The sequence below is a fragment of the Desulfurellaceae bacterium genome, assembly GCA_021296095.1.
In the GTDB taxonomy this organism is placed as follows: domain Bacteria; phylum Desulfobacterota; class Binatia; order Bin18; family Bin18; genus JAAXHF01.
Genome location: JAGWBB010000112.1, coordinates 2184 through 14944, shown reverse-complemented (window position 1 = coordinate 14944; position 12761 = coordinate 2184). Strand labels below are relative to the sequence as shown.

General features: G+C 63.4%; 14 protein-coding genes. 4 read left to right on the top strand and 10 right to left on the bottom strand.

Annotated elements, in window-relative coordinates; translation table 11 throughout:
* Positions 1-199 precede the first annotated feature (199 nt).
* Both J4F42_19910 and J4F42_19905 read right to left on the bottom strand, forming a co-directional pair.
* Positions 200-1135 (bottom strand): fatty acid desaturase, encoded by a 936-nt coding sequence (locus J4F42_19910; GenBank protein ID MCE2487785.1) that lies wholly within the window; start codon positions 1133-1135, stop codon positions 200-202.
* Between the two features lie 128 nt (positions 1136-1263).
* Complete coding sequence (locus J4F42_19905; GenBank protein MCE2487784.1) at positions 1264-2481, bottom strand: MFS transporter; 1218 nt, start codon at positions 2479-2481, stop codon at positions 1264-1266.
* Positions 2482-2712: 231 nt separating this feature from the next.
* On the opposite strand from J4F42_19905, the gene J4F42_19900 reads away from it, so the two are divergent.
* Positions 2713-3882, top strand: a complete 1170-nt coding sequence (locus tag J4F42_19900; protein MCE2487783.1) for a hypothetical protein — start codon at positions 2713-2715, stop codon at positions 3880-3882.
* An 81-nt stretch (positions 3883-3963) separates the two neighbouring features.
* On the opposite strand, the gene J4F42_19895 is transcribed toward J4F42_19900, so the two are convergent.
* Genes J4F42_19895 through J4F42_19870 form a run of 6 tightly spaced genes read right to left on the bottom strand, consistent with a single transcriptional unit; the run spans position 3964 to position 7633 of the window.
* Positions 3964-4161: a hypothetical protein gene (locus tag J4F42_19895; GenBank protein ID MCE2487782.1), complete on the bottom strand. Its 198-nt coding sequence runs from the start codon at positions 4159-4161 to the stop codon at positions 3964-3966.
* A gap of 12 nt (positions 4162-4173) precedes the next feature.
* Positions 4174-4809 carry a membrane integrity-associated transporter subunit PqiC gene (locus J4F42_19890; protein ID MCE2487781.1) on the bottom strand — a complete coding sequence of 212 codons (636 nt, stop codon included), beginning with the start codon at positions 4807-4809 and terminating at the stop codon, positions 4174-4176.
* Positions 4806-5741, bottom strand: coding sequence for an MCE family protein (locus J4F42_19885; GenBank protein ID MCE2487780.1), 936 nt, complete (start codon positions 5739-5741; stop codon positions 4806-4808). The genes J4F42_19890 and J4F42_19885 overlap by 4 nt, the downstream gene beginning before the upstream one ends.
* A 1-nt stretch (position 5742) precedes the next feature.
* The gene (locus tag J4F42_19880) at positions 5743-6549 is read right to left on the bottom strand and encodes an ATP-binding cassette domain-containing protein (protein MCE2487779.1); all 807 of its coding nucleotides are present in this window, start codon (positions 6547-6549) and stop codon (positions 5743-5745) included.
* Positions 6550-6564: 15 nt separating this feature from the next.
* Positions 6565-7071 carry an ABC transporter permease gene (locus J4F42_19875; GenBank protein ID MCE2487778.1) on the bottom strand — a complete coding sequence of 169 codons (507 nt, stop codon included), beginning with the start codon at positions 7069-7071 and terminating at the stop codon, positions 6565-6567.
* Positions 7055-7633, bottom strand: coding sequence for an STAS domain-containing protein (locus tag J4F42_19870; protein MCE2487777.1), 579 nt, complete (start codon positions 7631-7633; stop codon positions 7055-7057). Before J4F42_19870 ends, J4F42_19875 begins: the two co-directional genes overlap by 17 nt.
* A gap of 231 nt (positions 7634-7864) precedes the next feature.
* Here J4F42_19870 and lysS point away from each other — a divergent pair, with 231 nt between their 5' ends.
* From lysS to J4F42_19855, 3 genes are all read left to right on the top strand, one after another.
* On the top strand, positions 7865-9685 hold the full coding sequence (gene lysS, locus J4F42_19865; GenBank protein MCE2487776.1) for a lysine--tRNA ligase: 1821 nt from the start codon (positions 7865-7867) through the stop codon (positions 9683-9685).
* 402 nt (positions 9686-10087) lie between these two features.
* Positions 10088-10393 carry a BrnT family toxin gene (locus J4F42_19860; protein ID MCE2487775.1) on the top strand — a complete coding sequence of 102 codons (306 nt, stop codon included), beginning with the start codon at positions 10088-10090 and terminating at the stop codon, positions 10391-10393.
* Positions 10394-10396: 3 nt separating this feature from the next.
* Complete coding sequence (locus J4F42_19855; GenBank protein ID MCE2487774.1) at positions 10397-10597, top strand: hypothetical protein; 201 nt, start codon at positions 10397-10399, stop codon at positions 10595-10597.
* 340 nt (positions 10598-10937) lie between these two features.
* On the opposite strand, the gene J4F42_19850 is transcribed toward J4F42_19855, so the two are convergent.
* Positions 10938-11546, bottom strand: coding sequence for an ERAP1-like C-terminal domain-containing protein (locus J4F42_19850; GenBank protein MCE2487773.1), 609 nt, complete (start codon positions 11544-11546; stop codon positions 10938-10940).
* Positions 11521-12761: M1 family metallopeptidase (locus J4F42_19845; protein ID MCE2487772.1), on the bottom strand; the 1241-nt coding region annotated here is incomplete at its 5' end. The genes J4F42_19845 and J4F42_19850, both read right to left, overlap by 26 nt.

Genomic DNA, 12761 nt, shown 5'->3' with positions numbered 1-12761 from the left:
GGTGCTGGCAGACAACACGAACAGAGCAGTGACGGCAACAATTTTCGCTAGAGTCTTGGGCATTTCGTTCGACAGGCTCCGCCAAATGGTACGAGCCCGGCCCTTTTTGTTTACCTATGAGGTCAGCATAACCGACGCTGCTGCGGGTGCAAGCAACCCCAGCGGCCGGGGAGGCGGCCCCAGCGGCGGTAAACAACAGCTAGGCGCCGACCTGTCTCAATACCTTGAACTGGAGGCGGGCATAGCCGCGCTCCGTGGCGTCGAGATGCGCGGCGACTTCCTGGTGTATGATGGGGAGCTGATGCCACGGGACCGCAGGCCAGGCATGGTGCTCGGCGTGGAAGTTCATATTCCACAGCCACCAACTGAAGAACGGCCAAGTCAGCATGGTACGTGTGCGGGCCAGAATGGAGCCCTCGTTGGGCAGGCCGGTGTGCTCGGTGGTCACCCAGATAGCCTGAAACGGATGGCTGAGCAGCCCGGCAAACAGAATCCAGCCCATGCCCGCCGGCCCGAAACAGGCTGCGGCAATCAGCCCGAGCCAGAAGAGGGCGATCAGGCCGGACTGCCAGGCCAGTGTGGGGCGTTGGTCGGGCGGTGCCCAAGGGGCAAGAGACTCCCACTTGTCGTAGGCCAGGAAGGGGAAGCGCATCAGGAAGCCGATTTTAAGGCCCAGCAGGCCCCAACCGCTAATCATGCGCAGCCAGTTTTTCCACTGGGTCGGCCAGGACACCGGCTGCCCACCCAAGAACAACAGCTCCGGGTCCTTGTGGACAATTTGCGTGTAGCGATGATGGTCGAAGTGAAAGGCCCGGTACACGGCCGGGGCGATCCCAAAGGGAAAGCCGCTGAGCCAGGTGCCCACGGTGTTCAGCCACGCCGACTGAAAGGCGGTGTGGTGGGTGCACTCGTGAAAGGGGGCGAACAGCGCGGCCCAGATACCGCCCAGCACGACCGAGAGCAGAGCCGCCGCCACATGGGAGTGCGGGGTGACGAGCAGCACGCCATAGGCGCACAGCAAAAAAGTCGACAGATGGAGGCTCAGCCGGATGATCGAGGGAAGGTCCCGACGCTGCTGCAAGCAACGCAGCAGGCTGCGGTCAAGCAGGGGGCGGTGTTCAAAGGCTTCCCTCACGCCGTCACGCTACAACCGGCGGTGCCAAGCGTCAAGAAAAAAATCTCCTCTCACGGGCAAGACCGCCCTCGCCAAGCTCAGCAGGAACGACGCTGGCGCAACCTGGCGCACGAAAGCCGCAGCACCGATCAGGAGCCGGCTTGTGGGCGCTGAGAGCCGAACAGGAAAATGACCAGGCCCACAGCCAGACAGCCGCTCCCGCACACATACATGGGGGTAAAGCCGGCCTGGCTGGCGATGCTGCCCATCAGCACCCCGCCCAGCCCCATGCCGAGATCGAGCCCCTGGGCGAAGGTGGCCATGCCCAGGCCGCGTCGTTCGGGTGTCAGGCGGTCGATCATCAAGGCTCCGAGCCCGGGCTGGGCCAGGCCGATGCCCATGGCGTACACACTCACGCCAAGGTAGAGGGCCTGGACATCCCAGGCAAAAGCAAACACGAGCTGGGCGATCAGGGCCAGAACAAAACCCGGGACGATGACCGCGGCGCGGCCGTAGCGGTCGCCCAGACGCGCGCTGAGCATGCGGGTTGCCACCAGCACCAGCGCGTAGCTCGAGTACAAATAGCCGGCGTTGTCCAGCCCGAAGGTCCGGGCGTACAGGGGCAAGAAAGTCGTATACGACGTGAAGGTCAGGTACAGGCACAGCTGAACGACCATCGGCAGCACGGCTTCGGGGGCAAAAAACTGGCGTCCGGCAGGCGGCGCGGCCAAGCGGTGGCGTTCCCGCAGATGGCTGCTTAAGCCGCTGGCCAGGAAGGCGACTGCGGCGGCGGTGAAAAACAGCAGGGTAAAATTATCCGGCCAGCCGACTTTTTGGCTCAGTCCCGGCAGGAGCCCGACCAACCCCTCCTCCCACGGGTGGAGCGCCGGGCTGTGCATGATGCCGAGGGCCAGGGGCGGGACTACGCCCATGGCCAGCGAATTCACCAAGCCCCAATAGCTGGTCGCCTCGGCGCGTCTGTCGGCCGGGGCCACGTCGGCCAGGTAGGCGCCCGAGGCGGTGGTAAAACAGCCCAGGGCAAAGCCGTAGACCAGACGCAGGCCGAACAGCAGGCCGATGCTGAGCGCCCAGGCGTGCAGGACCGCTCCGCAGGCGAACAGCCCGACCGAGGCGGTCATCATGACCACCCGGCCATAGCGGTCGGCCCAGCGGCCGGCAAAGGGCTTGATCGCAAACGAGACCAGGCTCGAAATTCCGATCAGCAGACCAACATCGGCCTCCCGACCACCCAGCTGTTTAATATAGAACGGGAGGGTCGGAAAAAAGAAAAAAAAGCTGGAAAAAAATCCCAGGCTGACCAGGCACAGCAGGACAAAGTCACGGCCGAAGACACGCGAGACCGACACCGTTTATGAACGTCCGGCCGAATCGGCCAGGGGGGTCGAGCGCAGGCTGCCGTACGGGTACTCGCGTTCGGTGGTATACAGGACAATCATCGTTGTTCCCCTTGCTGGGGGCGTGGTTCGATAGCGCGCAGTCTAGCACGTGCGCCCCGGGCCGGGAATCGGCGCCTCGGCTCGGCAGTAGCAAATCCGCACCGGCTATGCTCTAATCGCGGGCCGAACAGGAGGGCTGCCATGTCGATTGAAACCCTGAAGGACAAAGCCGCGATTGTCGGGGTCGGCCACACCGAGTACTCCAAGGATTCGGGGCGCAGTGAGATCAGCCTGGCCATCGAGTGCATTCAGCGGGCGATTGACGATGCGGGTCTGCAAACCAGCGATATTGACGGGATCGCCAAGTATACGATGGACAATAACGACCCGGTCGAATTGGCCGCCCACCTCGGGGTGCCCGAGCTGCGCTTCTTCGGCGAAGTAGCCTACGGCGGGGGCGGTGGGCCGGTCGGCTCGATCCTGCTGGCGGCCATGGCGGTGGCGACCGGCATGGCCGAGACGGTCGTTGCCTTTCGGGCCATGAACGAGCGCTCCGGTCGGGGCACGCCCCGCTTCGGACAGGCTGCGGTGCGCCGCGGCACGCCGGGAGTCGGCGCCTACCTCGAGCCCTACGGTCTGTTCAGCCCGGCCCAGATGGTGGCTCTGGCGGCCCGGCGGCATATGCATTTGTACGGCACCAAGAGCGAGCATTTCGGCGCCATTGCCGTTGCCTGCCGCACTCACGCCCAGACCAACCCCAACGCGGTCATGCGCGACCGGCCGATCAGCATTGAGGACCACCAGAACTCGCGCATGATCGCCGACCCGCTGCGCCTGCTCGACTGCTGTCTGGAAACCGACGGTGGGGCCGCAGTGGTCGTCACCAGCGCCGAGCGGGCCAGAGACCTGAAACACACGCCGGCGTATATCATGAGCGGCGGGTTCGGGGCTGGCGAGTGGAATACCCAGCGGGTGGTCAAGGATATTGAGAGCCGGGAGACCGAATCAACCGTCGTGGCCAAAGCCATGTTCGGCCGGGCCGGCATCAGCCACGCCGACCTCGACCTGTGCTACCTGTACGACCACTTCACGCCGCTGGTGCTGATGGCGTTCGAGGAACTCGGCTTTTGTGAGCGCGGCGAGGGCGGCCCGTTCGTGTCGGACGGCAAACTGCTGTGGCCGAATGGCAGCCTGCCGTTCAATACCAGCGGCGGCAACCTGTCCGAGGGCTATATCCACGGCATGGAGAACATTGTGGAAGCCGTGCGCCAGCTGCGCGGACAGGCCATCAATCAGGTCAAGGATGCCGAGATTGCCCTGGTGACCTCGGGCAACGGCGTGCCCAATACGGGCATGATTCTTCATAACTAGCTCCCGCACCCGGTCGATCCAGGGCAACCACATGCCCCTACTCGCCCCCGCGCCCAGTCGATCCGGGGCAACCACATGCCCCTATGGGTCGTCCAAACGGGGCGTGTAGCCCGGGCACTCCAGAACCGGCAGACGGGGGTATTTGGCGTAGTGCTGGCCATCCTCCTCCGCCCGCGAGCAGTACAAAAAGCGCGAGCCTTTGGCGCTGATGATTTCGCGCGCATACACACACGCCTGACATAAGCCGGGCTGTGGCGGGGCGGGGCGGGCTGTGGCCATGCCAGCCTTTGCCTACTCGGTCTCAAGTAGCGGTCGCAGGTCGGCCGCCAGCCGGTGCAGAATCACGCCGAGGTTGTGGCTCATGGCTTCGGCAACCGCAGCCGGGTTGCGCCTGGTGGCCTGGCGCGTGACCGCGTACGACTCGAACCAGACCGGGGTGCGCTGCGGCGGGCGGATGAGCCAGACCTCGATTTCCAGGGCGGCTTCCCAGGTCTGATCGCGATCAAGCTCTTCAATGTGGCGCACCGTCCCGCCCAGGACGTAGTCGGCCGCGCCTTCCGGGGTGGGAAAGACCTTGGCAAACAGCCCGCTGCTGCGCAGATAGCGACGGGTCCAGTCCGTCACCTGGGCCGCGGGCGCGCTGGCCCAGCGATGATAGGTGTAAAAATCGAGTTGATACGGCGAGGAGCGGTAGACCAGCCGCTGCTGGTCGTAGGGGTCATGGGCGCGAAAGGCGTGAACGACCAGGGTCGGACTGGCCGGGCTGCTCGGCTCGGGAAGCTCGGGCAGAGCCAGGACGTAGTACTGGACGCTGGGCGCCGGCTTGGTCAGGCTACAGCCCGGCAGGCCGCACATCAGCAGGCCGCACAGGAGCCGCAGGGTCAGCCCGGCGCGAGCCGTACCCCCGTCTTTCCACAACACCGTCATGGATCGGGTAGCTCTCGCGGCGGTCTGTTCTTGCCCCAGATGAGGCCCGACGGATCGGTCCGGATCGTATCGCTGGTCTCTTTGAGGTCGTACGAGGCATCGGCCAGGTTGGTCAGCAGCCGGTGGAGTTCAGAGCGGTTTTCGACCACCAACTCGTCAATATGCCGGGTCAGCTGGGCGACCTCATCCGCCAGCCGAGCGGTCATTTCTGCGGTCTGGCGAATCTGGACCAGCATTGTCTGACCATCCCGGAAGAGTTCGTCCCGGACCTCGTTGATGGCCATGGTGGTGTGTCTGATCCCGGCTGCGGCCTCGGCCAGATTCTTGACCATATCTCTGAGGGCCAACTGGGTATCGGGCGTGGCAATTTCGTCGAGAGCGGTCCGCAGGTTTTCGGCCAGGACCGACATGCTGTGGAGAAACGTGGTGATCGCCTCGCGGTTTTGCTGGCTCAGCAGGTCTTGTTCAATACGGGTGAGGGTGGTGAGCAAACGCTGGGCGATTTCGCTGGCCCGATCCCGGAACTCCTCAAGACCACCCTCGCGGACGACGATCGTTCCGCCGGGCTCCAGCAGGGGAACGTCGGCCGAGCCCCCCTCGAGCTGGACAAACCGAATCCCGGTCACAAACGACCCGACCAGATGGGCGATCGTGTTGTGCCGAACCGGCGTCCCGGGCTGGAGGGCGATGACGATTTGGGCGCGCGGCGGCGTGTCCGCGGTCAGATACACGCCTTCCACCTTGCCGACCGTGACGCCCTGATACTCGACTGCCGCGCCGGGCAACAGCCCGCTGACCGACTTGGCGAAGTAGATGGTGTAGGTATCGACCGGCTGGAGAAAACGGGAGCCAGCCAACCACAGCAGGGTGGCGGCGAACAGAAAAAAACTCAGGGTGATAAACAGGCCGACTTTGAGCCGGGTTGTGCCCATCCTATGCTCCGTCGGTGAGGCGTTCGAGCAGCCCGTGCCGCAGCCCGGCCGGCCGCGGCCGGCGGTCAAAAAACGCCTGGACCTGCGGCAGCTGCATGGCCTGGACCTCGGCCAAGGGGCCGGCCGCCAACACGCGTCCATCGTGCAGCATAATGGCTCGGTCTGCAATCATCTGAATGCTGCCCAGCTCGTGGGTCACAATCAGGATGGCCATGTCAAACTGGGCTTTGAGGCGCAGGACGAGTTCATCAAGCTCGCGCGCCGTCACCGGGTCCAAGCCGGCCGACAGCTCGTCGAACAGCAGCAGGGTCGGGTCGAGGGCTAGCGCACGGGCAACCGCAGCCCGTTTTCTCATGCCGCCGCTCAGCTCGGCCGGCAGCAGCCGGGCGGCGTGTTCCAGGCCGACCAGCGAGAGCTTCATCCGCGCCAGCATCCGGGCCGTTTCTACCGGCGCCCGGGTGTGCTCCTGAATCGGCAGCATCACATTCTCTTCCACGCTCATCGAGTTGAACAGCGCCCCGGCCTGGAAGGACATGCCGACATTGCGCAGGATGGCTTCCCGCTCCGCTTCGCCCGCCCGGTGGACGTCCCGCCCGTCGATCAAGACCCGGCCAGAGCTGGGTGTCAGCAGGCCGACGATATGACGCAGCAGGGTGGTTTTGCCACAGCCGCTGCCGCCCAGAATGACGGTAATTTCTCCCCGTCGGGCCTGGACGCTGACCCCGTTGAGCACGATCTGGTCGCCGTAGCCGGCAACCAGATTCTCAACCACGACGTAGGCAGGTGCGGGGCTGGGTGTGGTCGGCATGGCTCGTCTCGTCCCTTACGACAGATAGAAAAAGATGGTGGTGAAAACGGCGTCGGCCAGGATGCACAGCACAATCGACGTCACCACCGAAGCCGTGGTATTGGTGCCCACGCCCTCTGCTCCGCCCCGGACATAGAGACCACGATAGCAGGCCACCAGCCCGATCAGGCCGGCAAAGACCACGCTCTTGACCATGCCGGCCACCAAGTCACTCATCAGCAGGGCCTGGCCGGTCTGCTGGATATAGTTGCGGCTGCCCAGGCCGAGCAGCAGCACGCCGACCCAGTAGCCGCCAAAAATGCCGGCCAGGTTTGACAGTACGGTCAGACACGGCACCGCGCACAGCAGAGCCACGACCCGGGGCAGGAGCAGAAAGCGGGTCGGGCTTAAGGCCATGGTGCGCATGGCGTCAATCTCCTCCGACACGACCATGGTGCCCAGTTCGGCGCTGATGGCCGAACCGCTGCGGCCGGCCACAATAACGGCGGTGATTAGCGGAGCCATTTCACGGGCCATCGACACACCGACCAGATTGGCAATATAGATGGCGGCCCCGAATGAGAGCCAGCACCGCTCCGACCAGAAAAGACAGAAAGCTCACAATCGGGATGCCCTCGATCCCGATCTTGACGATCTGTTCCCCGGTTCGGTCCCATTTCACGCCTTTGCCGCGCCACGGGGCGACACACAAGCAGTAGGCCAGCTCACCGACCATATCCAGCAGACGGCGTCCGGTAACCAGCAGGGCAAGCGTCTGGTCGCCCAGGTGTTCGACCGAAGACAGCCGGCTGTGTACGACTTGGGGCGGACCGAGCAGGTCGTCCTCAAGGCCGCTGAACGCCTGACGCAGCCCGGCCGACAGACCCACAAAGCGGACCTCACACCCCCGAGCGTGGCGCTCGGCAACCAGCTGTAACAGGCCGGCCACCTCGAGGCTGTTGAGCTGTTGGACGGCGCTGAAATCGAGGACGAGCGGAGAGCCGGCCGGGGCGCGTCTCAGGGCGCGGCGAATCTCTGCGAGCTGGCCCGGCATGGCGGGTCGGGAGTCCGGATCACCCACGCCCGACTGTGAGTCCGTCGGCAAAATATGGAATTCCACACTGCTCACGGTGTTGGCCGCAGCCTTTCTGGTGTACGCTGCCCGTTATCCTAGCACGGGCGCCGTTGTGACTGGTAGTGCGGCGCGTCGGCTGACGCGCCGCATTGACACGCGAATCGGCCTTACCTAGACTCCGGGGCGGTGGAATCCTACGGCCGGCCTCTGGCCGGCGGCAAACCACCGTCTCAGCACGACAATCGAGGATGGAGCAGGCTCATGTTATGGTGCGACAAGCTCGCCGAGCGGGTGTCCGGCCCGCAGCTGATTAACGATTCCAAGACGCCGTCGGGCCGGGTGCACGTCGGTGCGCTGCGGGGCGTGCTGATTCACGACGCCGTGTTCCGCACCCTCAAGGACCGCGGCATCCCCGTCCGTTACACCTTTGGCGTCGACGACTACGACCCGCTTGACGAACTGCCGGCCGGCCACGCCGAGTTTTTCCGCCCCTACCTGGGAGCGCCGTTGTGTCAGGTCCCGCCGCCGCCGGGCTCCTCGGCGCCGGATGTGGCCGAGCACTATATTACGGAATTTTTCGACATCTTTCGGGAGTTGGGGGTCGAGGCCGAGACCTACCGGATGCGCGATATCTACCGCTCGGGGCAGTTTAACGAGGCGACCGACGCCATCCTGAACAATGCGGCCAAGGTCCGCGAGGTGTATAAGACCGTCAGCAAGTCCGAGCGTCCCGACACCTGGTACCCTTTTCAGGTGGTGTGTGAGGCGTGCGGCCGGGTCGGTACGACCGAGGTCAGCGACTACGACGGCAAGGAAGTCACCTACACCTGCCGGCCCGATCTGGTCAGCTGGGCGACGGGCTGTGGACACGCCGGCAAGGTCTCGCCGTTTGACGGTCGGGGCAAACTGCCCTGGAAGCTGGAATGGACGGCCAAGTGGCAAACCTTCGGCATTACGATCGAGGGGGCGGGCAAAGACCACAACACCAAGGGCGGCTCGCGCGATGTGTCGGCCGCCTGCCTGCGGACCATTTTCGGCCAGTCGCCCCCGCTGAATATTCCGTACGAGTTTTTCCTGGTCGGCGGGGCCAAGATGAGTTCATCCAAGGGGATTGGCGTGTCGGCGCGGAACATGGCGGATTTCCTGCCGCCCGAACTCCTGCGCTTTGTCATGATCCGCACCCAGCCCAAACAGCCGGTGAATTTCTCGCCGGACGAAAGATCGGTCATCAAGATCTTCAACGACTTCGACCGCTTTCATACCCGCACCTACCGCGATCCCAAGGTCTCAGCGGACGACAAGCGGGTCTACCAGCTGTCGCAGATCGCGACCCAGGGCGATTTCTACGCCGCCGACTTTCAGCTGGTGGCAACGGTTGCCCAGCTGCCTCATCTCGATCTGGCCGGCGAGGTCGAAAAACGCAAAGGCACGCCGCTGACCCAGACCGAACGCGATCAGCTCGCCCGCCGCGCGCAGGCCGCGCGCTACTGGCTGGAGCACTACGCCAGCTCCGAGGAGCGGATCGTGCTGCAAGGCGCGCTGCCCGAGCGGGCCGGGGAACTGACCGCCAGCCAGCGCGCCTTTCTGCATCGGCTGGCCGCCCGCCTGCCCAGCGTAGTGTGGGAAGACAGCGCCTTGCAGACTACGGTGTTCGATGTGGCGCGGCTGACGCCGATTGCGCCGGCCCAAGCCTTCAAGGCCCTCTACCGCGTCCTGCTCGACCGCGACTCAGGCCCCAAGGCGGGCAACCTGTTGGCCTTTCTGGACCAGGACTTCCTGCTCAAGCGCCTGCAAGAACTGCCGTATGACCAACAGACGTTCTGGCAAGAGACGGCCATTAGTCGAGAAGATTTCGACGCCTGGACGGCGGAGCACCAGGCGCACATCACCCAACTCACCCCTGAGGCCAAACTCGGCCAAGCCCGGCCTGATGCATCGGTGCGGATGGGCATCGTTGAGTACGTCGTTGCGTTTGACGACAACAAAACGCATATGCGGCGCGTCGTGCTGGGGGAGTTTGCCGAACGGGCAGCCTTTGATGCAGCGGTGCGGGCGGTCACCATGACGCTACGCGGCAAATAACGCGCAGACTGAAGGAGTGAGAAGGAGATGGCATGATGCAAGGAAAAATAGTTATCAAAGAGACAAAAGACGAATACCTGCTGACTATCCCAGCCGCCCAGAAAGAACGCGCCAAAGGAATTGAAAGCCGACGATGGGACCCGTAACGCACCTGTTGGGTATACCCGCGGAACGCTCGAATATATAATGCTCTCGTAGCAGAGTTTGGGGATGATCTTACTCAGTCATCCTCGTTCACTCCTCGAAGAAGGCCGAATTGCGATCTGAATACGATCTCGAGAGCTTGGTCCTCGATGCTTTAATCAAGGCTCCGGACAGTACGGAACTTACCCGGCTAATCCGAATCGTCGGTTTTCTCTACAGTCTCTTGGCCCATACTCTGTCTTATGAAAGCATTCCGTAGTGGCGAGTCCATCCCAGTATCAATTTGAGTGGGACCCAGGTAAGGCCCAGCTGAACCTTAAAGACCACGGTATTGCCTTTGAGCGGGCTGCTACCATCTTTCTTGATCCTCAAGCCCTCTCTGTGTTTGATGAGGAGCACAGTCAGGACGAGGATCGGTGGATCACTCTTGGGATGGATCGGACAGGCAGTTTACTGGTTGTTTGTCACACGTATCGCAAAGAGACAACGCGAGGCGCCCGTATACGTTTGATCTCGGCGCGCAAAGCGACAAGGTATGAAGCCGGACAGTACGGAAGGAAATAGTCAATGAAACGTGAATATGATTTTTCCAAGGCCGAGAAAGGAAAATTTTACCGCAAGGGGACTGAGCTACGGCTGCCCATTTACCTCGACGCGAAGCTCCAGGGCCAGCTTGAAAAGATCGCTCAGAAGAAGGGTAAAGAGCTGGGTGAGGTGGTGAATCACCTCGTAAAGAAGGAAGTAGAGCTGCTTGAAGAGTTGAGCTGATGGGCTGGGCAGAGTTAATTCGTAAGCCTCAGGTGTGGCTTTCGTTCGGTGGCGTCCCTCCCAGGCTCAGACCCCCGCCGCAGTCAAGGCTTGCTTCGCCAATTCCGGCAGATCGACCGGAACGAACATGGAGGCGGGATAGAGGTAACCGTCGGACTCTGATTTGTCTTCGTCAAGAACCCGGACCAGGTCGGGTGCCTCGGCTTCAGCGTCCGACAGCGTGCGCTAGACTCTACCCACGATCAAACTGGCGGGGTTACTCCCATCGTTTATGCAGATTACGAACTCGCTCATCGGACTATCTGAGGGCGCAGCGCACGGCGCCCCGCTGAGTGTCCGGCTACGGCGTCCACTCGAAATAGTCGCGCAGGTTGTCTAACTCGCGCTGCTGACAGGCGACCGCGATGCGTAGCTTCTCCAGGTGCTGCTGGACCATTTTTTCGCCCCCCTTGACCGGATGAGCGGCAAAAAAGGCGGTTACCTCGGCTTTGAGTTGGGGCGTGACCAGACCCGTAACCCCCTCACACATGCGGGGGATGGTGCTGGCCGGGTAGTGGCCCAGCATGGCGTCCCAGTTGTCTTTCAGGAACTGCCAGGCGCGCTCGCGCTGCTGGGTGTTGAGCAGCAGTTGGCGCATCAAGAAGGGCGCGTTCTGGGTGCGAACCTCGCCGTTGGTGGTCAGAACGAGCGTGCGCTCAAACAGCTCGGACGGCTGAAAGGCGGCCAGGGCAAACAGGTAGCGCATCTCCTCCTGGGGGGTCTTGGCCGTTTTGAAGGCGGTGTAGAACTCGTCATAGTCGGCCTCGTCGCCGCTGTGGGCCACAATCGAGACCAGGGCCGGGACGAGGTTGGGATCGACCGTAGCGCTGTCGGATTTGTAGGCGGCGTAGCGGGCGCGCGCCTCGGCCTGGGTGGCGCGGTCGTTACCCAGGGTGCCCAGCGCACCCAACAGCTCTCCGCGCAGCCAGGGCGTCTTCTCCGTCGGCCGGCTGCCAGCCCAGCCGCTCGATACTGGGACCGACCAGGCTGTGGACCCGGGCGTGTAGCGCCGGGCGATGAGCCGGGTCAAGCAGACGGTCGAGATAGTGCAGCGAGCCGAGAACGGCGCTCCAGACATTGTGCTCGGTTTCGTCCTCGAACAGCAGCAGCAGGTCCATATAGTCGGCCAGAGGGGTGAGACCGGCCAGGGCTGCGGCCCAGGTGTCGTTGACCAGATTAAAGCGTTCGAGCGCCGACAGCTCGGTCTGGAGTACACCGGTCAGTCGCTGGAGCAAATCCGGGCTGTAGCGCACCCGGTAGAAGCCGTGGCCGCCGGCGTTGACCACCACCCAGTCCGGTCGCGCCGGCAGGTCGAGGCGGACCTCGTCTTCCTCCAGCAGCACAGTTCGGGTCAGCTCCTGATCGCCGCTCTTGGCCCGGATGAACACGGGCACCTGCCAGCGTCGGGGGGCGTCGGCCTCGGCCGGCAGATACTGGAAGATGTGCTGGGACACGACCAGCGTCGTGTCTTCGACGGCGGCCGAAATCAGAGGATGGCCGGGCTGAAACACCCACGAATCCATCATCGTCCGTACCGGCTGCTGGGCCGATTCCTCAATCGCGTCCCACAGGTCGGTGGTCTCGGCATTCGCGTAGGCGTGCTTGCCGACATAGTTGCTGATGCCGGCCCGGAAGGTCTCCGGACCCAGGTACTGTTCCAGCATGCGCAGGACTGCGGCGCCCTTTTCGTAGGTCAGAATGTCAAACATGCCGGCCGCTTCGTCCGGATGGCTTGACCGGGTGCTCTGCAAGCCGTCGATCTGCAGCGCTGCGGCGCGCGAGACGGCAAAGCTGGTCCAGCGCTGCCACTCAGGCTTCCAGTCGTCAACCGCCATCATCTCCATGAAGGTGGCAAACGCCTCGTTGAGCCACAGCCCGTTCCACCACTTCATGGTGACCAGGTCGCCGAACCACATGTGGGCATTTTCGTGCGACACCACGTCGGCCACCCGCTCCAGCTCGCTGCGTGCCGCCCGGTTTTCGTCGACCAGCAGTGCGGTTTCACGGAAGGTGATAGCGCCCAGATTCTCCATGGCGCCAAAGGCAAAATCGGGAATGGCGATCAGGTCGAGCTTGTCGCCGGGATAGCTGCGGCCGTAGTAGCGGCTGAAAAACGCCAGCGAGG